This is a genomic window from Paenibacillus silagei, from assembly GCF_017874735.1.
In the GTDB taxonomy this organism is placed as follows: domain Bacteria; phylum Bacillota; class Bacilli; order Paenibacillales; family Paenibacillaceae; genus Paenibacillus_AQ; species Paenibacillus_AQ silagei.
On record NZ_JAGGLV010000002.1, the window covers coordinates 337,350 to 359,641 of the forward strand.

General features: G+C 53.9%; 25 protein-coding genes. 1 reads left to right on the forward strand and 24 read right to left on the reverse strand.

Annotated elements, in window-relative coordinates; genetic code table 11:
* Positions 1-45: 45 nt before the first annotated feature.
* Positions 46-375: a nucleotide pyrophosphohydrolase gene (locus tag J2Z70_RS04810; RefSeq protein WP_036698080.1), complete on the reverse strand. Its 330-nt coding sequence runs from the start codon at positions 373-375 to the stop codon at positions 46-48.
* 167 nt (positions 376-542) lie between these two features.
* Between J2Z70_RS04810 and J2Z70_RS04815 the strand changes: the two genes are divergently transcribed.
* A complete protein-coding gene (locus J2Z70_RS04815; RefSeq protein ID WP_200869567.1) occupies positions 543-1,415 on the forward strand; it encodes a YitT family protein in 873 nt (290 codons plus the stop codon).
* Between the two features lie 91 nt (positions 1,416-1,506).
* Here the strand turns inward: J2Z70_RS04815 and J2Z70_RS04820 are convergent, their stop codons facing one another.
* The 23 genes from J2Z70_RS04820 to aroC all read right to left on the reverse strand — a co-directional run bounded on the left by J2Z70_RS04820 (position 1,507) and on the right by aroC (position 22,216).
* Positions 1,507-2,406: a sporulation protein YpjB gene (locus J2Z70_RS04820; RefSeq protein ID WP_051478163.1), complete on the reverse strand. Its 900-nt coding sequence runs from the start codon at positions 2,404-2,406 to the stop codon at positions 1,507-1,509.
* Between the two features lie 55 nt (positions 2,407-2,461).
* The gene (locus J2Z70_RS04825; RefSeq protein WP_209869957.1) at positions 2,462-3,109 is read right to left on the reverse strand and encodes a DUF1405 domain-containing protein; all 648 of its coding nucleotides are present in this window, start codon (positions 3,107-3,109) and stop codon (positions 2,462-2,464) included.
* Between the two features lie 87 nt (positions 3,110-3,196).
* A complete protein-coding gene (locus J2Z70_RS04830) occupies positions 3,197-4,072 on the reverse strand; it encodes a menaquinol-cytochrome c reductase cytochrome b/c subunit (RefSeq protein ID WP_036727265.1) in 876 nt (291 codons plus the stop codon).
* Positions 4,073-4,095: 23 nt separating this feature from the next.
* Positions 4,096-4,767, reverse strand: a complete 672-nt coding sequence (qcrB, locus tag J2Z70_RS04835) for a menaquinol-cytochrome c reductase cytochrome b subunit (RefSeq protein WP_036727267.1) — start codon at positions 4,765-4,767, stop codon at positions 4,096-4,098.
* Between the two features lie 5 nt (positions 4,768-4,772).
* On the reverse strand, positions 4,773-5,327 hold the full coding sequence (locus J2Z70_RS04840; protein WP_036727269.1) for a Rieske (2Fe-2S) protein: 555 nt from the start codon (positions 5,325-5,327) through the stop codon (positions 4,773-4,775).
* Positions 5,328-5,548: 221 nt separating this feature from the next.
* Positions 5,549-5,974: a DUF2487 family protein gene (locus J2Z70_RS04845; protein WP_209869960.1), complete on the reverse strand. Its 426-nt coding sequence runs from the start codon at positions 5,972-5,974 to the stop codon at positions 5,549-5,551.
* Between the two features lie 123 nt (positions 5,975-6,097).
* Positions 6,098-6,277, reverse strand: a complete 180-nt coding sequence (locus J2Z70_RS04850) for an IDEAL domain-containing protein (RefSeq protein WP_036698090.1) — start codon at positions 6,275-6,277, stop codon at positions 6,098-6,100.
* A gap of 18 nt (positions 6,278-6,295) precedes the next feature.
* On the reverse strand, positions 6,296-6,802 hold the full coding sequence (locus J2Z70_RS04855; protein ID WP_209869963.1) for a gamma carbonic anhydrase family protein: 507 nt from the start codon (positions 6,800-6,802) through the stop codon (positions 6,296-6,298).
* Between the two features lie 11 nt (positions 6,803-6,813).
* Positions 6,814-7,902: a hypothetical protein gene (locus tag J2Z70_RS04860; RefSeq protein WP_209869966.1), complete on the reverse strand. Its 1,089-nt coding sequence runs from the start codon at positions 7,900-7,902 to the stop codon at positions 6,814-6,816.
* Between the two features lie 90 nt (positions 7,903-7,992).
* The gene (locus J2Z70_RS04865) at positions 7,993-8,580 is read right to left on the reverse strand and encodes a histidine phosphatase family protein (protein WP_036727275.1); all 588 of its coding nucleotides are present in this window, start codon (positions 8,578-8,580) and stop codon (positions 7,993-7,995) included.
* Positions 8,581-8,730: 150 nt separating this feature from the next.
* Positions 8,731-9,174, reverse strand: a complete 444-nt coding sequence (locus J2Z70_RS04870; protein ID WP_245367978.1) for an anti-sigma factor — start codon at positions 9,172-9,174, stop codon at positions 8,731-8,733.
* A gap of 152 nt (positions 9,175-9,326) precedes the next feature.
* The gene (locus J2Z70_RS04875) at positions 9,327-9,914 is read right to left on the reverse strand and encodes an RNA polymerase sigma factor (RefSeq protein WP_036727278.1); all 588 of its coding nucleotides are present in this window, start codon (positions 9,912-9,914) and stop codon (positions 9,327-9,329) included.
* 851 nt (positions 9,915-10,765) lie between these two features.
* Positions 10,766-11,860, reverse strand: coding sequence for a prephenate dehydrogenase (locus J2Z70_RS04880; protein WP_209869972.1), 1,095 nt, complete (start codon positions 11,858-11,860; stop codon positions 10,766-10,768).
* A 58-nt stretch (positions 11,861-11,918) separates the two neighbouring features.
* Positions 11,919-13,016: a histidinol-phosphate transaminase gene (hisC, locus tag J2Z70_RS04885; protein ID WP_209869975.1), complete on the reverse strand. Its 1,098-nt coding sequence runs from the start codon at positions 13,014-13,016 to the stop codon at positions 11,919-11,921.
* Positions 13,017-13,039: 23 nt separating this feature from the next.
* Positions 13,040-13,864, reverse strand: a complete 825-nt coding sequence (trpA, locus tag J2Z70_RS04890) for a tryptophan synthase subunit alpha (protein WP_209869978.1) — start codon at positions 13,862-13,864, stop codon at positions 13,040-13,042.
* Positions 13,861-15,060, reverse strand: coding sequence for a tryptophan synthase subunit beta (gene trpB, locus J2Z70_RS04895; protein WP_209869981.1), 1,200 nt, complete (start codon positions 15,058-15,060; stop codon positions 13,861-13,863). The genes trpA and trpB overlap by 4 nt, the downstream gene beginning before the upstream one ends.
* Positions 15,057-15,737, reverse strand: coding sequence for a phosphoribosylanthranilate isomerase (locus J2Z70_RS04900; RefSeq protein WP_209869984.1), 681 nt, complete (start codon positions 15,735-15,737; stop codon positions 15,057-15,059). The genes trpB and J2Z70_RS04900 overlap by 4 nt, the downstream gene beginning before the upstream one ends.
* Complete coding sequence (gene trpC, locus J2Z70_RS04905; protein WP_209869987.1) at positions 15,730-16,560, reverse strand: indole-3-glycerol phosphate synthase TrpC; 831 nt, start codon at positions 16,558-16,560, stop codon at positions 15,730-15,732. Before trpC ends, J2Z70_RS04900 begins: the two co-directional genes overlap by 8 nt.
* Positions 16,550-17,590 carry an anthranilate phosphoribosyltransferase gene (gene trpD / locus J2Z70_RS04910; protein ID WP_209869990.1) on the reverse strand — a complete coding sequence of 347 codons (1,041 nt, stop codon included), beginning with the start codon at positions 17,588-17,590 and terminating at the stop codon, positions 16,550-16,552. The genes trpC and trpD overlap by 11 nt, the downstream gene beginning before the upstream one ends.
* A 78-nt stretch (positions 17,591-17,668) precedes the next feature.
* The gene (gene trpE / locus J2Z70_RS04915) at positions 17,669-19,222 is read right to left on the reverse strand and encodes an anthranilate synthase component I (protein ID WP_209869994.1); all 1,554 of its coding nucleotides are present in this window, start codon (positions 19,220-19,222) and stop codon (positions 17,669-17,671) included.
* Positions 19,223-19,576: 354 nt separating this feature from the next.
* On the reverse strand, positions 19,577-19,948 hold the full coding sequence (aroH, locus tag J2Z70_RS04920) for a chorismate mutase (protein WP_076079179.1): 372 nt from the start codon (positions 19,946-19,948) through the stop codon (positions 19,577-19,579).
* Positions 19,942-21,045, reverse strand: a complete 1,104-nt coding sequence (aroB, locus tag J2Z70_RS04925) for a 3-dehydroquinate synthase (protein WP_209869997.1) — start codon at positions 21,043-21,045, stop codon at positions 19,942-19,944. The genes aroH and aroB overlap by 7 nt, the downstream gene beginning before the upstream one ends.
* A 1-nt stretch (position 21,046) precedes the next feature.
* Positions 21,047-22,216 (reverse strand): chorismate synthase, encoded by a 1,170-nt coding sequence (gene aroC / locus J2Z70_RS04930; RefSeq protein ID WP_036727299.1) that lies wholly within the window; start codon positions 22,214-22,216, stop codon positions 21,047-21,049.
* Positions 22,217-22,292 lie beyond the last annotated feature (76 nt).

Sequence of the window (22,292 nt, forward strand, 5' to 3'; positions counted from 1 at the left end):
TACGGCTAAATCCCGTTCGTTTGGTACAGCATATGTAGCATAGGCCTAATCGGTGTTTTTGGGCGTCCAGCGCCCGGCATCACGTGTATTGAATTTGTGCATAACCTTATTATGAGCCTCAGTTAAGTCGATACCGAGTGAATTGGCGAAACAAACGGTAATGAAGAGAATGTCGCCCAGCTCCAGCTCAATCGAATTATCAGCTTCATCTGCTTTTTTCGGCTTCTCGCCGAATTGATGGTTGACTTCGCGCGCCAGCTCCCCGACTTCCTCGGACATCCGGGCCAGCATCGACAGCGGACTGAAGTAGCCTTCTTTAAACTGTGAGATATAGGCATCCACCTCACGCTGAATGTCACCAAGACTTTTATCCATAAATTGCCCTTTCACCCCCGTGTGTTCTTGCCTTCTGTTTGCCCCTATGTTATCGTAAAGACGTTTTGAAGACAAATCTTTTTTGCAATGCCGCCTGGAGCTTGTGTGCTCTCCGGGGGGATCATTACATATAAATTGCCCATTTAGAGGCGTAGGCGAGGGATGTTATGAGTTCAACCATTAAAATCAGCACAGTCAGCAAAACAGTGGCCCCCATCATGCTGGGCACGGCCATCTACGCATTCGGACTCCTGTATTTCATTATTCCCAACCAGCTGATGGAGGGCGGAGTTACCGGGATTACCATCCTGCTCAATTACGCCTTTAACATCCCTATCTTCTTAACCACACTGCTGCTGAACCTTCCGCTCTTTCTGCTCGGCTGGAAGGTGCTCGGGGCGAATCAGATCGTCTATACCGGACTCGGCATCGGCTCCCTGTCTTTTTTCCTCTGGTTATTTGAACGGATGATTAAGGCAGGCTGGATTGTAACGTTCAGTACAGAGCATGATTTTATTCTTGCTTCATTATATGCGGGGGTTACCCTGGGTCTGGGCTTGGGGATTGTCTTCCGCTTCGGAGGCACCACCGGGGGTGTAGATATTGTGGCACGGATACTCGGACGCAAGTTCGGCTGGAGCATGGGACAGATTATTCTGGCCGTGGATATCATCATTATCGGGGCTTCCCTGCTCTACATTCCCCGCGAAAAAATACTGTATACGCTCGTGGCAGTCTTCATCGCCTCACGCGTCATTGATTTCATCCAGGAAGGAGCCTACGCCGCCAAAGCCTTCACCATCATCAGCGACGAGGCTCCGCAGATTGCCGAGCTGATCACCGTAGAAATGGATCGCGGCGTTACCTTAATCCCGGCGATCGGCGCTTATTCCAAGCAGGCGAAGCATATGGTCTATTGCGTGGTCTCCAGACAGGAGATCCGACGGCTAAGCCTGCTGGTGAAGTCGGTGGACCCTAAGGCCTTCGTCATTATCAGTGAGGTTCACGACGTTCACGGCGAAGGCTTCCGGGAGACCTGAACTATACACACATAAGGGCGGACCCCACAAGCCAGCAATGGCTGCTTGTGGGGTCCGCCCTCTTTGTATCCTCTGTTGCCGCCGCTCAAGCCTACACGGGTTTTAGATTCTGCTTCTGGCCGCGGTACTTACGGTAAGCCGTATACACGAGCACCGTAAGGATGAACGCGCCTGCCAGCAGGGCCCAGCCCCCGTATTGCTGCGGAGCCAGCGGCAGAGACAGGACCGGCTCGCTGCGGTCCTTGCCGAACATCACTCTTGCTGCATCCTGCCCATAGGATACAATCTCCAACAGGCGGGCCCGTTCCACGGGCTGCTCCGAGCCTGCCACCCCTCCTGCGTAAGACATCCAGGAATCAAAGGTGCTCACCGCCTCAGCAGGCCGGGAGATGATCACCGCAGGCCGGATATTCGCATACCGGCTCTGAAGTCTTGCCAAGGCCGCTGTCCAGCTCTTCAGATCATTCGCGGCAGCGCTTTGCTCCATATCGTTCAGATCCTCACGGACCAGCTTATAGTACTGCAGCCACATGGGCTGGCGGGGATGATTCAGGCTGTTAGCGGCAAGCCGCAGCTTCGCCGCTGCCGCTTCCCATCTCTCCGGGGACGGCTGGGCCGCAGCCAGTGCCGACTTCATGTCCAGGATCACAGAGGATAGTGCATTGACCCCCTCCACTGAGGTCATCCCTTCAAAGGACGAGGAGATGAAGATCTGCGAGACCTCCTCTGCTTCCTGGCGGGCCTTCAGCACATCGCCTTCAAGCACATAGCCATATAGAGCTTCCGCAGCCTGCTCCAGCCGCTGCGCTCCGCTTCTGGCCGTGAGAGCAGCGGGATCACTGGGTACACTTCCGGCTGCTTCTATGTAAGCCGTACTTCCCTGGTCTGCAGCAGCATCCCCTGCTTCAGCCTGAACGCGGCCTCCGCTGATACCGGCCAGCAGCCAGCACAGCAGAATTCCTGACAGTATGAATACTTTTCTGCGCGGCATAAGACATCCCTCCCACCTTAATGTATGGCGGAAGGACAAGAGTTAGAACAGAGGCTCAGTGCTTCATGGCAGTGCTGTCCGGAAGTGCCGGACGCCTTGTCCGGCCGCAGAACAGCCAGGCAGCAGCCGTACTGAACAGTGTAAGCCCCATGGTGAGGTACTGAACAGCGATAAGATCATCATCAAGCACAGAAGGCAGCCATGGATACACGCCTTGTGAATAATCCACTATATCATTAGCGAATGTCCACGCAAGCGCCACAGGCAGCATTCTCCGGAAGGTGAAGAACCGGGCATAGATCAGAGCTTCCACAGCCATTCCGGTATGGGAGATCATCAGCATCCAGTCCTTCCAGGTGATGGAATCTCCCTGATAACCGCCGGCCACAATGATGCTGACCGCCCATATTCCGTACTTCACAGAGGTTAGGACTGCCAGCGCTTCAATCAGCTCACGTATCAGCGTCCCTGCAAGCCCTCTTGGCGGATACAGCAGCAGCAGTAATGCAGCCGTGAAGAACAGACTGGCCGTAGGGCTGTCAGGAACGAACGGCAGTAGCCAGAGCGGTTCAGTCTGCGCCGTGAACGTGAGCTGGTTGCCATACCACATATATCCGTAGACCGTTCCGAGCAGATTCACGATAAACAGCAGCCATATTATTCTTCGGTCCCTAAATAATTTCTCAAACCAATGACCCGGCATACAAACAACTTCCCCCCGACTGTTGAAGCTTCATGACATAACAAAAACCTGAGCGCATACACGATCAGGTCCTGCGTTACTGTTATTTTACTGTCCGCTTTTTTGTTTGGCAAGCCAGCCGGCCAGCTCATCGATATCCTGCTCGGTCAGCCCTGCTCCCATAGCCGTCTCCACCATTGGCGGCATCTGACCCTTACCTTCTTTTATAATAGTAAGAATCGCCGCCTTATCATGCTTATCGCCTACACCCCGAAGCGAAGGAAAACTGCCGGAGCCCTTCATATCTACCGCATGGCAGGTTATACAGGTTGCTTGCTTATAGAGTGCCATCGCCGGATCATCCTTGTCCACAATGGCAATATCCTTCGGCTTGACGGCACTTGTGGTTGGCAAGCCCGCCGCCCTGTTCTCGGCCGCTTTCTCCTCGCGCTGTACATCCTCTGGAATCTGGCCGGTCTCAGCCATCTCATGCTTGTATTCTGTCCAGGCTGTGTTGGTCAAATAGACGATTGCTGCGAGAGACAGGAACATCAGCGAGGACGCAATCGGTCTGCGGTAGAACCGCCGCTCGGGGCCGGTATCCAGGAAAGGCGCCAGCAGCAGCGCCCCGAAGGCCACCCCAGTCACACCAAGCGTTCCCAGCACGATATAGTCACCTGATGCATAAGGAAGCTTCAAATACTGATAGAGGAAGAGAAAATACCAGTCGGGAATCGGAATTACCGTTGCTGCCGGATTGGCAGGGAACCCTAGCGGAGCCGGCTCCGAGATGGTCAGAACCAGAATTCCCACCAACACCACTACACCAACCATCCATTCCTTGAGCAGAAAGTTGGGGATAAAGGCTTCCGATTTGCCCGGATACGCCGTATAATCCGGCGGGGTAATGAATCCGTTTCCTCTGCGGACCCGGGAATCCCCGACGAATATCACCTTCTCTTTGGAGTCGTCTCCGTGTGCCATGACCGTGCCTCCTATACGTTATTTTACAGCGGACCGGATATGCCTTGTCTGCGGATCATAATGAAGTGCCCGACAAGCAGTATAAGCAGAACCGCCGGGAGGAAGAATACATGTAAGGCGAAGAACCGGGTCAGCGTCTCGGCGCCGGCAATACTGCCGCCCTGCATCAGCTCCTTGAGCACCGGTCCCATGAACGGAACCGAATTGGCGATCTCGAGCGTAACCTTGGTGGCGAAGTACGCCTTATTGTCCCATGGAAGCAGGTAACCGGTAAGTCCCAGTCCCAGCATGACAAAGAAAATCAGCATCCCCACTACCCAGTTCATCTCGCGCGGAGCCTTATACGAACCGGTGAAGAACACACGCATCGTATGAAGGAACATCATGACAATGACGAGACTCGCGCCCCAGTGGTGCATGCCGCGGACGATTTTACCGAAGGCGACCTTGGTCTGCAGATATTCTACGCTGGCGTAGGCATTAATGATATCCGGGACATAATACATGGTCAGAAACATTCCTGAGAGTATCTGGATTACAGTGATGAAGAAGGTTAGTCCGCCGAAGCAGTACACAAAGGCTGAAAAGTGGTGTGCGGGATTGACATGCTCGGGGACCTCGTGGTCGGCAACATCTCTCCAGATCGGTGTAATATCCAGACGTTCGTCAATCCAGTTATATACGTTTTTGAACACGCCGTTCACGCCTCCTTCGCCGAAACAGTATTAGGGACGATTTCACCGAGATATACCCAGCCTCCGTCAATCTTGGTGGTGTACTGGTCCAGGGGCTTGGCAGCCACGGCCAGTTGCCGGCCCTGCTTCGTATAGCGGGCGCCATGGCAAGGACAATGATATTCATCAGGATGCGCCTTGTTATTATTCCAGCCTACGGTGCAGCCCAGATGCTTGCAGATCGGTGAAAGCGCATAAATATCTCCGTTCGCGTCTTTACGAATCCACGCCGTAAGCATCGCTGTACTGGCATACCATCCGTCCTGCTGCGGAAGCTCGAAGGTGAACTCCTGGGGCTCTTCGGTAATTTTGGACGCTTCCGCTACCTTGATGAATTCTCCCTCGCCTTTTTTCTGCAGAATCGGATCTACAGCAAACCGGACCATCGGCAGGATAACTCCGGCACCCATAAAGGCGGTAGCCCCTCCTAGTGTGTAGGTCAAAAACTGTCTGCGTGACATCTCGTTTCGGCTGGGCGGTTCTTGCGGAAGTGATTCTTCTTCTTCATTAAGGCTGCTCATACTGTATGTAACCCCCTTTTCAAAATGTGAGAAGGCACCTGCAGAGTTGTTGCATAGGTTTTTTAGGTAAAAATTCCGTTTTCAATGAAAAATATCACAGTTCATATAAGTTCATCCTAATCATAGCTTAGGGTCTAAAACCCGTCAAGAATATTGTCTAAATTGTGACAGGCGTTTAAGGTGCTTTTTTGATAAATTGTTGATTTTCCGTCACATTTAACTCATTTCCCATTCTCCCATAGGGCCTGGATTTCACTCCGCACACACACGCTTACCGAGGCTCTGGAATCGGCCGCTATCTCAGGCAGGCAAAGGAGTAAATCGCTTTCAAATATCTCCTCCCTGCGCAGCCCCTCATTGGCAGACATCACGATGGCGTACTGGAAGCCGCTGGATTTGACTTTTCGGCAAAGCTCATTCATCAGTGCTGTCATTCCAGGCCCTGCATACTGTACCGCCGGATAAGTCACGACCCGCCCTTTGTACGGTTGCTCGGCCAATTCCAGGAAATCACGCTGCCGTTCAAGTAACTTAACTGTCTCAGGCGGAGTCTCCGTGCCTTGAAGTCCGCTATACGGAATGATGCAGGTATCATAGTATTGTCCATCGGTCTCCCAGGCTCTACTGTCAAAATCACTGAATTTCATAGATTCGCCCCCTCTAGCCGCATCACGCAGCATGCATTTAACTTTAAAAGCATCATAAACAAGTGTATTCGGCTTGGCAATCCTTAATTTTGAGAAAAAAAAGAAATGCGCCAGGCGCATTTCCTATGCCAAACTTTTCAGTTCTTCAGTCAGATTCCGGAAAGCCGCCTCATCACCAGCAGCCAGCGCCGTGTCGATCTTCCGGTACAACATGTCGGTACGACGCTTTCTTAACGCTTCATCCCACACCATTTCCGCAGCCAGCCCCAGCATCACTTCATAAGTAGCCTTCATTTTGTCCATTCGATACACCTCCGCTGTTTAAGAAATTCCGTATTCCAATGCTTTTTTAACATAGCTTTCACTTGTGCGTGCCATCCTCAGCAGATCCTGCTCAGTCAATTCACGGACCACTTTGGCCGGTGTGCCCAAGGAGAGCGTATACGGAGGAATGATGGTATTCTCGGTTACAAGCGAGCCGGCTCCTACTAAAGCATATTCACCAATCTCTGCTCCGTTCAGTACAATTGCACCCATTCCGATTAATGTGCCCTTGCCTATCCGGCAGCCATGGATGATTGCTGAATGCCCGACCGAGATGTCATCCTCCAGCATCAGCGGCAATCCGTCCGCCACATGGCCGACCACACCGTCCTGAATATTGCAGCGCTCCCCGATGATCACCGGCGCCAGGTCACCGCGGAGTACGGAGTTGAACCAGACACTGGATTGTTTGCTTATTCTTACATCGCCAACGAGCTTAGCGCCTTCCGCCACATAGACTGTCTCGTCAAGCTGCGGTATGTAACTCCCATAGGCAATCCGCATCTCTCTCCTCCTTACCTGAGCAGATGCTTCGGCACAGCCGCCTCACATCCCCAGGGTGTCATCATGACCACTGTTCCTGCGGGTTCCTCACCAAGCTTAAGCATGCCCAGATGCAGCATCATCCGCAAGATTCGCTGTTCGAGAATGGAAGCGGCATCATCGTAATAAAAGGGCTTGATCAGCCAGCCGATTCCTTCTGACAGCGAGGCTGTGGTCACCCATCTGCCGGCACTTAGACTAATCCAGTAGACCAGCGAAGGCAAATTGGGAATAGCCCCTTTATACAGTCTTAACCAAAAGGAGAATAACTGCATCAGCTTTTCCGATTTCCCCTCCGCCAGAAAATGCCCGCCTGCCGCTGTAAGCTGCAGCCTGTAGCCCTCCTCGGAGATCCAGCGGCGGTGGCGGGCATAATCGTACAGCAGGGCAAATCTCGGCGGATAATGCTCACAAGCCCTGCCGTAGCCGAACCTCCAGCCGCCCTTGCCGAGTAAAGGCTCTGCAATCTGCAGCGCATTCATCACTCCCTGCTGATTGCGCTTATAGAGCGCGCCTTCCTGGTTCAGCTCAGGCTCATTCTCCTTCACATACCGCAGGAACAGCAGCAGATCCCCGGCCAGCAAATCCCCCTCCCCCCTGTACACCGCCGGCTCCGGGCCCGGAACAATCCGCTCCTGCAAATGCTGGCCCATCTGCTCACGGAAGCGCTTCTTCAGATCCAGCGGCACCTGGAACAGATACCGGCTCTGCTGGGAAGCTCCGCTGAACAGCCAGCCGCTGTTCTTAAGCCGGCTGACCAGCTCGCGGTAGTCACCGCTTTTGCCGGGCGGGGTATCGAAGGAAGCCTGCCTGGCTGCAGCCAGCAGATCCTCCAGGCTGAAGTGGCTGCGTTCATCGAAGAGCAGGCTGTTCAGCAAACGCAGCTCTCCCGGGGAACTCCCCTTAATATGGGACTCCATGAACTCCCGGCTGCCCAAGGTGATCAATATACTCTGAATCAAATCATGTTTGGAATTCCGTTTGCATTCACACTGATAGCGTCCCGCAATGGCGGTCAGCTGACCAATGTCTGCATAAGTGAGCATATCCGCCAGATTCATCTCTCATCGCCTCACTGTTTTACTACCATTATGGGAAATACAGCCCTTTTTATTCCTTTTGCCGCAAAAAAAATAACCCGAAGGGTCGGGTTAATGCTGTTTTTGTAAAATATGACGGGTACAGTTGTACAATAAAGGATTCCATTCCTGCTCGTTCTTCTCCAGAATCGTGAGTGAGAGATTGCCGAGCCGTTCCGAATATTTGTCTTTGTAGAGTGCGGTGTAGAGCTGTGCAAGGAATCCTCCATGGGAGATGACCAGGACATTCTTACCCGGGAACCGGGCCGTCATATCCTCCAGGAACGCAAGCCCCCGGACCTGAAGTGCCTCATCGCTCTCCTGTCCCAGAGACAGCAGCTTCCAATCCTTGCCCCACTTGGCTTCACGGGCTTCGGCTGTCATGCCCTCCACCTGGCCGTAGGCACGCTCACGGATACGGTCATCCGGCTCAAGTAAAGGAATGCCCAGCTTGGCCGCTACGATCTTGCCGGTCTCTGCTGCACGGGACAGACTGCTGGTAATACAATAGTCCCAGTGATAAGGCTCCTGCAGCAGCCGGTCACCCAGCATCTCAGCCTGCCGCCTGCCTTCATCATTCAGCGGAATATCACTTTGTCCCTGAATTTTACCTACTGCATTCCAATCCGTCAGCCCATGGCGTATTAAGCCGATCAGCATCGCCTATCACCGTTCCCTTCCCTATTTATGTTTGCTTAATAATGTAACACGAATGAAAACAAATGTCTTCTTTTTTAGAACAAGTAGGAAACACATACATTCTTGTATTCAAATCAAAAACCCTCTTCTCCATGCTCGGGAAGGGGGTTCTCATTGTCTGCGGTACCGGTTCAGACGGACCAGCAGGAATATGGATAATCCGACGCCCAGCGTCGACAATACCATCCAGTACTGCGGATGTGCAGGGCCCATATTGGCCACCAGCGGCTCAATAATCCCGCCCTCAGACTCCACCGGATATGAAGATGACCAGTCCAGGGTTAAGCCTGCCACACCTGTCTCGACGATCCCGCTCTGTGCCGCTGTCGTATTCGAGGGGGTCTTAAACACGGTGAAATATAAGAAGCTTGAGATAAACACGGCTAAAAAACAGGCAATCCAGAGGCTTAAGCGATGCCGGAATACTGCAGAACTCCCCGCAGACTTCCCGTCACCGGGCATAAGCCAGGGGCTCTCCAGATAGATCCGCTCCATAACCTTACTGTTAATCGCTTCTGCCCGCTCATCGCTGACATCGAATCTTGTATCCTGCATAAGCTCACTGGTCTCCTGCCACAGCGCCCATTCGGCACTGCAGTAGGAGCAGGTTGCGATATGTCTCTCAAGTCTAATCCGCCTGGGATCTGTGGGGGGAGCGTCCCACAAGTGTGGAATGGAATCCTGCGCTTCCCTGCAATTCATAGGCCTTACACCCTCTCAGCCTGCTCTTCAAATTCAGGCTCATAGAAATAGGATTCGAGCTGGAGCTTCACACTGCTCCTTGCCCGGAACAGCAGTGACTTCACTGAGCTGACGCTCTGATCCAGAATCACGGCAATTTCCTGATAATCCATCTGATCATATTCACGCAGAATCAGCGCGGAGCGCTGCTTCTCCGGGAGATTGTTAATCGCTTCGCGAACGAGCTCCATCCGTTCCTTGCGCAGTGCTGCCTGTTCCGGGGCAACATCAAGCGGTGCCACAGGTGTATAGCCGCTCTCTTCAAGCGACACATTCCCGGCACGGTTCTTGCGAAGCTCACTGAGCACTGTATTGCGGGCAATGGTGTACAGCCATGTGGAGAAAGAAGCATCCACTTCCCGGAAGGAATGAAGACTCCGGAAGGCTTTGTAGAAGGTCTCTGAACAGAGGTCTTCGGCAATCAGCTCCATATGGGAGTTCTTCAGCATGTGGTACACAAAAGCCAATATTTTGCGTTGATATCGTCGCATGAGTTCCGAATATAATTCTGTATCGCCTTGCTTGATTAGCTGGATCAACTGGGAATCCGTCATGGTGAGTCGGCCCTCCTCGCCCTTGCACGTGTAATCCCGTCCGGTCCGTATCTACTTATACCGGGCAGGTAACAAAAAGTTGCGGCATACCTTCATTTTTTGCAGCACAAAAATCCAATCTTCCTATGTATATTCAACTTACCGTTATTTAAGGCTTCCAACCTTCAATTCCTTTTGTAAGACAGAAGAATGGCAGCATTCTCCTTACAGGACAACACAGCCCGTCTCCACTTGTTCAGCAAGCGGTTACCTATACTTGGAAGGAATCTATAAACATACTTAACCCAGTATAGCATAGTTTCTAACGGGAGGAAATTAATAGACTTTGAGAGACGGGCAGACAGTCCGATGAAAGCGGTCTTTTTTTCTTTAAATAAAGTGTTGACAAAATGTAAACGGATACATATAATAAAAGTACAGTATGGTTTCTCTCCACTCCTATCCAAACACTACACGGTTCCAAGAAATTGTGAACTGTAACCGCTTATTATGTAAGCGGTCTTTTTTTTGTCCATTTTTACGAACATTTGGGTGTTTACTGGCCACTTGTTTACTGACGCAGCCGGAGCGCCACCTGATAGCAGCAATTGGATTTCCTACAGTTATTTAGGATGTGTTATTCTTTTCCGGCACAATAGTTGGACAAACAACACTTATTTCCTCGCCTCTCCCACAGCATGGCGGAAACTAGCAATATTAGTTGCTGTTTTTCCACTTGCTTCCTGATATCCGGCAACTATTGCTGAATTAAGTTACGTTTCTCCACTTACTTCCTGGAGGAAGCTGTTAATTTCAAAAAATAAGAGCCGGGGCATCCGTCCCCGGCTCTTATTTTGCTTTCTACATATATTTTACATATATACGGTATAATCATTCTCCTGCAGCAGAATTCTGGCCCGCTCCATATCGTTCTCCTGGCGGAAGGACAAGCGCATGATCCCGGGAACATCCTCGCGGCTCTCAATAATCTGCACGTTGCTAAGGTTGATGCCCTGGTCGCCCAGCTCCGTAGCAATCCGGCCGATAATGCCGGGGTGATCGGGAACATCAATATGCAGATCGAACAGCGGAGTGATCATTCCCTTGCGCCGCTCAGGAAGCTGGCTGCGGAATTGATTCGCCTCCTGGAAGGCCGACTCGATCCCTGCGCCATCCCCGCTCTCCAGCAGATGGATGAACGAGGACACCTCATCGTTCCAATCCTTCAGCAGCCGCAGCATCACAGAGCGGTTATTCAGCAGAATATCGCGCCAGATGATCGGATCGCTCGAAGCAATGCGGGTAATATCACGGAAGCCCCCCGCAGCCAGCGTGCTGTACAACGAGTCCGAATGATCGTATGCATGAATCTGATTCACCAGGGCTACCGCAATAATATGCGGCAGATGGCTGATCGCTCCAACAATCTCATCGTGGCGCTCCGGATCAAGCCGGACTATCTGCGCTCTCGTATGCAGCAGGAGCGACTCCAGAGCCTGGTAGGCAGCTTCCGGCACGCCAGGCGGAGGTGTAAGCACGTAATACGCATTCTCAAACAGTAAGGAGGAGGCTGCCTCTACGCCTGAACGCTCCGATCCGGCCATGGGATGGCCTCCGATGAAATGTACACCGGGAATATCCAGTGTAATGGCACACTCCGCGATGCTGGCCTTGGTGCTGCCGACATCCGTAATAATACAGCCCGGCTTCAGCGGCAGCCTGCTTAACCGCTGAAGATAGTCCTCAAGCATGCCTACCGGCACACACAAAAAAATATAATCCGCATCCAGTGCAGCTTCCTCAAGTGATAATGTAGCCTGATCAACCACACCTCTGCTCACATATTTAGCAGCAGATTCAGGGCGGTGGGCATGGCCTACAACGGTCAGACCCTCCTTGCCTTTGAAGCAAAGGGCCAGTGAGCCGCCGATCAGGCCGACACCGAAAATTGCTATTTTTGTCGTCATGTTCTTAGTACTACCTGCCTTCTGTGGTATCGTCAATCCAGCTGCTGAGCCCTCACGGTTATGCGCGAACTTCCTGCTCCTTCAGCGCCTGCTCCAGGGCAGCTACGAAGGCTGTGTTCTGCTCGGCGGAGCCGATGGTCACCCGCAGGTAGGTCGGATACCGGTGGAAGCCTGTTCTGACGATGATTCCCTGACGCAGCAGCGTATCGAAGACTTCAGCAGCCGGCTTGCGTACATCCACCATAATGAAGTTCCCGTGAGCCGGGAACGACGTAAGCCCGAGACGCGCGAATTCCGCCTCAAGCTGCACAATCCCTGCACTGTTAAGCGCACGGCACTGCTGCACATATTCCTGATCGGAGAGCGCCGCCACCGCTGCCACCTGAGCCAGGCGGGTCGTATTGAACGGCTCGCGCACCTGATTAATCAGGGAGATTACCTGGCTGCTGGCCACACCATAGCCGATACGGAGCGCCGCAAGACCATATATCTTGGAGAAGGTACGAAGGACTACCAGATTAGGGTATTTGTCGATCAGCTTAATGCCGTCGGTGTAGCTGAGATCCGTTACATATTCGTAATAGGCTTCATCCAGGACTACCATCACGCTGGCAGGTACTGCATCCAGGAACGAAATCAGGGCGTCCTCGGGCACAATGGTACCGGTTGGATTGTTGGGATTGCAGATCCAGATGATCTTGGTCCGGTCTGTAATCTTCGCCAGCATTGCATCCAGATCATGCGTTCCGTCTTTAAGCGGGACTTCTATAGTTATAGCCCCTTCGATATCCGCATTGCTCTTATATACGGAGAAGGTCTGATCGGCCATAATCGTCTCGTCACCGGGCAGGAAGAAGGCACGGGCAATCAGAGCAATAATCTCATCAGATCCGCATCCGAAAATAATACGCTCACCCGTAACGCCCAGATGCTTAGCCAGTGTCGCTGTCAGCTCAGCGGCAGAGCCGTCCGGGTATAAAAAGAGATTATCCAGCTCCGCTACAATAGCGGCCTTCGCACTTGGTGCAGCCCCGTAAGGGTTCTCGTTGGATGCCAGCTTAATGACTTCGCTTAAGCCCAGCTCCTTCTTGACTTCTTCAATCGGCTTCCCCGGCTTGTAGACAGGAAGGTCAACGATATTCGGTTTTGGATTCATGGGTGATCCTCGCTCTCCAAATATTAATTAGGTCTTAATTGTGCCACAAATTCACGAATTTGCAACAGTCCGGCGCTTCTCGTCTGCGGCTGGGACAGCAGAGGAATAACCTCCTCCACCTTGCGGACAATGGCGCTTCCGACTACTACACCATCACAGATCTTCGCAAAACGGGATACCTGTTCTCCAGTGGAGATCCCGAATCCTACAGCAACAGGCAGGTCCGTAGACCGGCGGACGGACGCAATGAACTCATCTACTCCGCTGTGGAAGCTTGAGCGCTCCCCGGTTACACCGAGCGAGGATACGCAATAGACGAAGCCGCTCGCGCCGGATACGATCCGGGCAATCCGTTCGCTGGAGGTCGGAGCCACGAGCGGAATAAGATTCACTCCGGCGGCACGGCTGCGTGCACGCAGGTCCTCCGATTCCTCCACCGGCACGTCAGGGATGATCAACCCGCTAATCTCATGGGCATTCAGCTCCGCAAAAAACGTATCCAGCCCCATCTGCATCACCGGATTGTAATACGTGAACAGGATGAACGGCAGTTCACTGCCTGCCTGCCGGGCCTTCAGCGCCGTCTCCATGCAGGTGCGCAGATGAACCTTGCTGCGCAGCGCTCTTGCAGACGCCCGCTGGATGACCGGACCGTCGGCCAGCGGATCGGAGTATGGAACGCCCAGCTCCAGAATATCCGCTCCAGCTGCCTCCAGCTCGGCAATAATATCCAGCGTCGTCTCAAGATCAGGATCGCCTACGGTTAAGAACGGAATAAGGGCAGTACGGCCTTCCGCCTTCAGCCGGTTAAACGTCAGGTCCATCCGGTTCGTCGTTTCGGTTGTCATTGCTGCTCCGCCCCTTCCGTATAAGCCATAATGGATTCCACATCTTTGTCGCCGCGTCCTGACAGGCAGATCACCACAATATCATCCTTGGTCAGCGTCTTGCCAAGCTTCACCACATGGGCAATGGCATGAGCTGATTCCAGAGCGGGAATAATCCCTTCCGTCACGCAGAGCAGCTTCAGCGCATCCAGCGCTTCCGCATCGGTCACCGGCACATACTGGGCACGGTGAATGTCCTTGAGATAGGAATGCTCAGGCCCCACGCCCGGATAATCGAGTCCGGCCGATATGGAATGGGCCTCGATGACCTGTCCATGCTCATCCTGCAGCAGATAGCTCAGCGAGCCCTGGAACACGCCATGGCTTCCCTTGCTCATGGTTGCTGCATGGAACGGAGTATCTACGCCTTTACCGGCGGCTTCAACACCAATCATCGCCACCTGCTCATCCTCCATGAACGGGTAGAACATGCCGATAGCATTGCTGCCTCCGCCTACTGCGGCAACCAGCAAATCCGGCAGACGCCCTTCCGCCTCCAGAATCTGGCGGCGGGTCTCATCCCCGATAATCCGCTGGAAGTTACGGACCATCATCGGATACGGATGGGGACCAACCGCAGAGCCAAGCACATAGAACGTATCTTCCACATTGCTCACCCAGTAGCGGAGTGCCTCATTCCCGGCATCCTTCAGCGTTCTGGAGCCGGAGGTCACCGGAATAACCTCTGCCCCGAGCAGCTTCATGCGGAAGACATTCAGCGCCTGGCGGCGGGTATCCTCTTCACCCATGAACACCTTGCATTCCATACCGAGCAAGGCGGCCACCGTAGCTGTCGCTACTCCGTGCTGGCCTGCGCCGGTTTCGGCAATCACCTTGGTTTTACCCATCATTTTGGCCAGAATACCTTGTCCGATAGCGTTGTTAATCTTGTGGGCGCCTGTATGATTGAGGTCCTCCCGCTTCAGATAGATCTTGGCCTCGCCAAGCTCCTTGCTTAGCCGCTCTGCATAATACAGCGGGGTCTCGCGGCCCGAATACTGCTTGAGCAGATAATCTATTTCCTCCTGAAAGGCCGGGTCTTCCGAGAATTTATTGTAAGCCTCTTCCAGCTCGATCAGTGCAGTCATCAAGGTCTCAGGAACGAAGCGACCTCCAAAAGAACCAAAACGTCCATTTTTGTCCGGTACTTGTATCATGATTGCTTCACCCTTTCTACGAAAGCTGTCATTTTGGCAATGTCCTTACTGCCGTTACTCTCAACTCCGCTGGAGACATCGACGCCATAAGGGGCGTATCCGTCCAGCAGCTCGTTCACATTGTCCGGATGCAAGCCTCCGGCTATAAATAAAGGCAGCGCATGCTTCGCCGCCGCTTGCTGGTATAAGGGAATCTGCTCCCAATCAAATGTACGGCCCGTACCGCCGCGCTCCTGCGGATCATAGGTATCCAGCAGCAGCGCATCAATGGTGCCCGCATAGCTGTCCAGCAGAGGTTGAACCTCATCCCCTGCATCAGGATTGCGCCCGGCAACCGAAAGGACCTTCCAGACCTTAACCTGGGGAAAAGCCGCCTTGACCTCTGCGCAGAACTGCGGACTCTCCTGTCCATGAAGCTGCACAACATCCAGCGGTACAGTTCTCAGCAGCTCTTCCAGCTCGGAAAGGCCGGGGTTAACGAATACGCCCACCGGGCGGGGCGCAGGCTCAGACTTCCAGTTGCCCAGCTCTGCAATCAGCTCCGCAGCCGTTTGCGCAGTAACCCTCCGGCGGCTGGGTGCAAACACCAGGCCCACATAATCGAGCGGCAAACTATTCATAGATTTTAGCACTTCAACGCCCTGAAGTCCACAGATTTTTACGAGAGGTTCAGTCATGCCGCGCACGGTCCTTCCCGGCAGGAAGCGGACCGAGCAGCTGATGGACCGCCTGCTCTACATCCGGCTGGCGCATCAGGTATTCTCCGACCAGCACACCGGTTGCCCGTGTCTTGCGGAGATATGCAATATCCTCCGGCCCGGTAATCCCGCTCTCGCTGATTACCGGAAGACCGGCGGGCAGCAAGGCTGCCAGCTCCTCCGTAGCGGAGAGTGAGGTTTCGAACGTCTTGAGATTCCGGTTATTGATGCCCAGCAGAACGCCGGGATGTTCAGCCTTACCAGTAGACAGTACCGTCTCCAATTCAGTGCGGTCATGGACCTCAATCAGGATATCGAGTCCAAGCGCGGCAGCGGAGTCGGTGAACCCGGCGAGCTGCTGCGGGGTCAGAATGGCCGCAATCAGCAGAATCGCATCCGCGCCAAGCAGGCGGGCCTCGTAGATCTGCTTCTCATCAATGATGAAGTCCTTGCGCAGCAGCGGAAGCTTCACCGCCTCTCTTACCTGCTGCAGATACACGCCGCTGCCCTGAAAATAATCCTTGTCCGTCAGCACGGACAGGCAATCGGCTCCTGCCGCTTCATAGCCCCGGGCAATCGTCACCGGATCAAAATCGGCCCGGATCAGCCCCTTGGACGGTGAGGCCTTCTTCACCTCGGCGATCAGCCCCATCTCCCGGTTCCGGCGTTCAGTCAGAGCGCTGCGGAAGCCTCTGGTAGCAGGCAATGCGGCAATGGAGCGCTCCGCCGCGGCGAGCGAGAATTGCTGGCTTAACGCTTCTACCTCTTTCACTTTCGTGGCAACAATCCGGTCAAGATACATAATCAAGCTCCTTTGTCATCGCTTTTAACTGTTCCAGCTTGCGCAGGGCCGCCCCTGAATCCACAACCTCTCTGGCACGGTCCACGCCTTCCTTAAGTGTATCCGCCAGACCGGCGACATAGATGCAGGCCCCGGCATTCGCCAGTACGATATCACGGTACGGATTGATATTACCCTCCAGCACTGTAGTGATAATCGCCGCATTCTCAGCAGCAGCGCCGCCCATGACGTCCTCCAGCGGATGCTGGCTGAGGCCAAGCTCCTGCGGTGTAATTTCGTAGGTGGTGACTACGCCCTGCTTCAGCTCGGAGACCTGCGTCGGTGCCGAGATGCTGATCTCATCCAGGCCGTCCAGGCTGCTCACAATCATCGCCCGCTTGGAGCCGAGCTCACCCAGGACCTTGGCAACCGTCTCTGTCTTATTGCGGTCATAAATACCCATCAGCTGCCGGTCTGCTCCGGCCGGATTGGTCAGCGGGCCCAGCATATTGAAGACCGTCCGCACACCCAGCTCACGGCGGGGAGCAGCGGCATGCTTCATGGACGGATGATAGATTTGAGCGAACAGGAAGCAGATGCCGATACTGTCCAGACATTGCCGCGCCTGCTCTGCATTCAGATGAATATTGACGCCGAGCGCTTCCAGCACATCTGCACTGCCCGCTCTCCCGGACGCAGAACGGTTGCCATGCTTCGCCACTCTTACAGAAGCAGCGGAAGAGATGATCGCCGAAGCTGTGGAGATATTGAATTTATGAATACCGGAGCCGCCCGTGCCGCAGGTGTCCAGCAGCTGGCTCCGCTCGGTAAGCACCTGTGTGCCGAAACCGCGCATCGCCTCTGCGAAGCCGGTGATTTCTTCAACGGTCTCGCCTTTGATCCGCAGCGCGGTCAACAGCGATCCGATCTGTGCGGGTGAAGCTGCACCTTCCATAATCGTGCCCATAATCTCGCGGGCCTGTGTACGGGTAAGATCCTTTCCCTCGATTAAACCGGCAATTCCTGATTGTAGTAACTGGCTTGCGTCCATAGTTCATGTCCTCCTAAAATTTTTAAGTTTTATGGAGCATTCTCTGCTCTTCTGATCTCGTCTCTGCTAATTCCCGGTTCACGGGGTATATTCATACATATAATCCTGGTTAATGACCTGCTTCTCCTTCGTTTCAGCGGGGAACATCGCTTCCGCCATTCGGATTGCTTTCAGCATTCCCTTGGCCTTGTTCACTGTCTCCTCATATTCCTTCTCAGGCACAGAATCCCAGACGATTCCTGCTCCAGCCTGCACATAAGCGCGGCCTTTGCGGAAGATAATTGTACGGATCGTGATGCAGGAATCCATATTCCCGGAGAAGCCGAGATATCCGATCGCTCCGGCATAAGCCCCGCGGGCTTCCCGCTCCAGCTCGGCAATAATCTCCATCGCCCGCAACTTCGGCGCTCCTGATACCGTACCTGCCGGAAGGCAGGAGAGGAAGGCATCGAAGAAATCCTTATCCTCTGCCAGCGTTCCGGTCACATTCGAGACCAGATGCATGACATGCGAGTACTTCTCGATCTCCATAAATGTATTGCATTTCACGCTGCCGAATTTCGAGACCCGGCCGAGATCATTGCGGCCCAGGTCGACCAGCATCAGATGCTCCGCACGTTCCTTCTCGTCCTCCATCAGCTCAGTGGCGAGCTGATGATCCTCTGCCGCGCTCGCTCCGCGCGGCCGGGTTCCGGCAATCGGCCGGGTCTCCACCCGTCCGCCGTCCACCTTGACCAGCGCTTCCGGCGAGGTGCCGACGATGATCTCCTCATCCATTTTGAGATAATACATATAAGGGGATGGGTTCAGAATGCGCAGCATCCGGTACACATGCAGCGGAGAGACCTCGGTCTCGATATGCATCCGCTGTGACAGCACCACCTGGAAGATATCTCCGGCACGGATGTATTCTTTGGCCTGCTCTACGTTACTTATATACTGCTCCTTGGTGAGATTCGAGTGAATATCTCCCAGCTCGATATCCTGCGGAATGCTGCGGCGGTTGACGTTCTCCTTCGGGCCTTCCTTTTGCAGCTCCTCTGCCAGATTCACTAAGCGATTGCTCAGTTCCTCATAGTTAGCCCGGATATCCGAATCCGTATCGCCATCCTTGATATGAAGATTGCCCACGAGCAGGATCTGCTGCTTCACATGATCGAAGACGATAATGCGGTCACAGAACATGAAGCGGATGTCATCCATATTCAGGTCATCTACCGCATGCGCGGATAGCTTCTCATAATACTGCAGCAGATCGTAGCCGAAGAATCCGATCGCTCCGCCCGTGAAGGGGGGCATGCCGTCCAGCTTGGGACTGCGGTAGGAACGGAGCAGCGCTTTCAGCTCCTCGACAGGTTTGCCGGACAGCTGTTTTTTCTCGCCGCCGACCTCCACCTGGATCTTCCCCTTTTTGCCGGAGATCATCAGGAACGGATCACTGCCGATAAAAGAATAACGCGCCCATTGAATGCCGCCCTCTACACTCTCCAGCAAAAATGCGCGATCCTGCTCTGCAAACCGCTGGAACAGCCGGATCGGCGTTTCCATATCAGCCAGCAATCTTGTTACAACCGGGATCAGATTGTATTCTTGCGACAGCGACACCACTTCTTCAATGCTCGGATTCGTCACTTGGGTAACCTCCTAGGGGATAACGGATATTGTCCGAAATACAGAAAAACCTCTACCGGAGTAGAGGTTTGTTGATAGTCAGTATGTGAATTAGCGCCTCGGACCGGCATGAACCCAATCGAATGCTAGAGATTCCTCCATGGATACAGGGATAGCGCAGATGCAACTCATCCTAAGTTACGGCTATACAGGTATACCAAAAAAGAACACTGACAATCAAGGGTCTGCTCTGCAATAGGTCCTACACTCAGCTCAACTATACTCTACTCAACTCATTCTAAACTCTGCTTTACTCGGCTAACTTCACTATACATGATGACGGTAGTCATTGACAACCCCGCGGGCTATAATTTATTACTTGCTCTGTGAGAGATCCGGGCGAAGCCGCTGGGCTTCATTCAGATACACATGACGGATATCGCGCTGGGATTTGTCGGTGTTCACCTGCACCATCAGGCGGATGCAATTCGGCAGGCTGCCCTTCACAGGGATCTCCACGGAACACATCAGCGGAACCATCTCCCAGCCTTCAATCTCACGGATCGCCCGTGCCGGGAAGGTTGCATCCAGATCAGCAGTCATCGTAATCCACACACTGCAGATATCCTCTGCGATCACATCATTGCGCTCCACAATTTCCCTCAGCAGGATCACCGTTTCACGTAAAATTTCCGTCTCTTCATTCTGGGTTACGGTCGTTGCACCGCGTATGCCCCGGTTCACCATGGGCTCCCCTCCTTCTTAAGCTGGGCTATGACTTCTGAGACATCGCTTGCCTGCACATCACTGATGATACTTACTTCACCAATGGCCTCCGGCACGATAAAAGTCATTCGGCCTTCCTTGAATTTCTTGTCATGCATCATCGCTTCCATCAGTTCTTCCCCGCTGTATTGCGAAGGAAGCCGGGTGGGCAGCGACAAAGCGGTGAGCATCGACACTGTGTCCTCGTAGATCTGTCTGTCCCGGCCCAGCTTCGCTGCGAGCAGAGCAGATCCGGCCATCCCGATCGCAATCGCCTCTCCATGCAGGAAGGTGCCATAGCCGCCGACAGCTTCAATGGCATGTCCGATGGTATGCCCCAGATTCAGAATCGCACGCTGTCCGTGCTCGCGTTCATCACCGCCGATGACCTCCGCCTTGATGGCACAGCCGCGTTCCAGCGCATATCCCAGCGCCTCGGGGTCCAGTGCCAGCAGCTCCTCCGCATGCCCCTGGCACCAGTAAGCGAACTCACGGTCCAGAATCAGCCCGTGCTTGACCACCTCAGCCAGGCCTGAAGCGACCTGCCGGGGTGGAAGCGTAGCTAAGGTGTCCAGATCATATAACACCATAGATGGCTGATAAAAGGCACCCAGCATATTCTTGGCCAGCGGATGGTTAACGGCCACCTTGCCGCCTACACTGCTGTCATGGGCGAGTATGGTCGTTGGAATCTGCATGAACCCGATTCCCCGCATATAAGATGCAGCAACGAAGCCAGCCAGATCGCCAACGACTCCCCCGCCAAGCGCCAGCACGGCTGAGCTGCGGTCCAGACCTCCTTGAATCGCTGTGGTAATGACTTCTTCATAGACGGCTAGTGACTTCGAAGCTTCACCCGCCTGAATGACATGGCTGACCACCGTATATCCGCTGCTGCGGAGGGAAGTCTCCACCTGCTCCAGATAACGCGGCGCTACTTCGGTATCACTGACCACCAGCAGCGGGCTGCGCTGCGCGAATCCGGCTTCGGTGCAGCGTTCGCCGATACTCTGCAGCAGACCGCTGCCGATATAAATCGGATAAGAACGTTCCCCTAAGTCAACAGTAATGCTGCGCATCTTAGTAGCTCTCCAGCTGAGCCAGGTAATTATTGTAGTTCGCGCGGATCTCTTCCAGAGAGTCACCGCCGAATTTATCCAGGAACGCCTTGGCAATCTCCCAGGCTACTACACTCTCCAGTACGACACAAGCTGCCGGAACGGCACAGGCGTCTGAGCGCTCCACCTGGGCTGTGAACGGCTCCTTCGTGTCGATATCCACACTCTGCAGCGGTTTGTACAGCGTCGGGATCGGCTTCATTACCCCTCTGACGACCACCGGCATTCCATTGGTCATTCCGCCTTCGAACCCGCCCAGCCGGTTGCTCGCCCGGTAGTAGCCCTGCGAGGCTTCATACATAATCTCGTCATGGACCTGTGAGCCGCGCAGCTTCCCGGCTTCGAAGCCGATCCCGATCTCCACGCCCTTGAAGGCATTGATCGACATCACGGCTCCGGCGATGGCACCATCCAGCTTGCGGTCGGACTGTACATAACTGCCAAGGCCAATAGGCAGACCTTCGACAATACATTCCACAATCCCGCCGATGGAGTCGCCTTCTTCCTTGATCTTGTCTATGTAAGCCTCCATCTTCTGCTCCGTCTCCTTGTCCACTACCCGCACAGAGGATTCTTCAGTCCGGGCAATCAGCTCATCGATAGGCAGATCGTTAGCCGGTGCTTCAATCTCTCCGATCCGGATGACTTGTCCGGCAATCTTCACTCCGAAGGCTGCAAGCAGCTGACGGGCTACTCCGCCTACGGCTACTCTTGCTGCCGTCTCACGGGCGCTGGAGCGCTCCAGCACGTTGCGCAGATCGGTATGGTTATACTTAAGTCCGCCGTTCAGGTCCGCATGACCGGGACGCGGACGGTTCACCCGGCGCTTCTCTTCATCACTGCCCGGAATCGGCTCAATGTTCATAATGTTCTTCCAGTGTGTCCAGTCCTTGTTCTCGACTATCAGCGCTACAGGAGCTCCGGTAGTATAGCCGTGGCGTACACCGCCGGCAATCTGGGCAGTATCCTTCTCAATCTGCATCCGGCGTCCGCGGCCGTAGCCCTTCTGTCTCCGGTGCAGCTGGAAATTAAGCTCTTCAAAGTCAAGTGTCAAATTACTGGGCAATCCCTCAATAATGGCTGTAAGCTGGGGGCCGTGCGTCTCCCCCGCTGTTAAATAGCGTAAACTCATGCTGCGTTCCCCCTTCACACTTTTGGACTGTAAACCGCTAAAATGTTAAATGTCTTTGCTTATTATAGTATAGGCT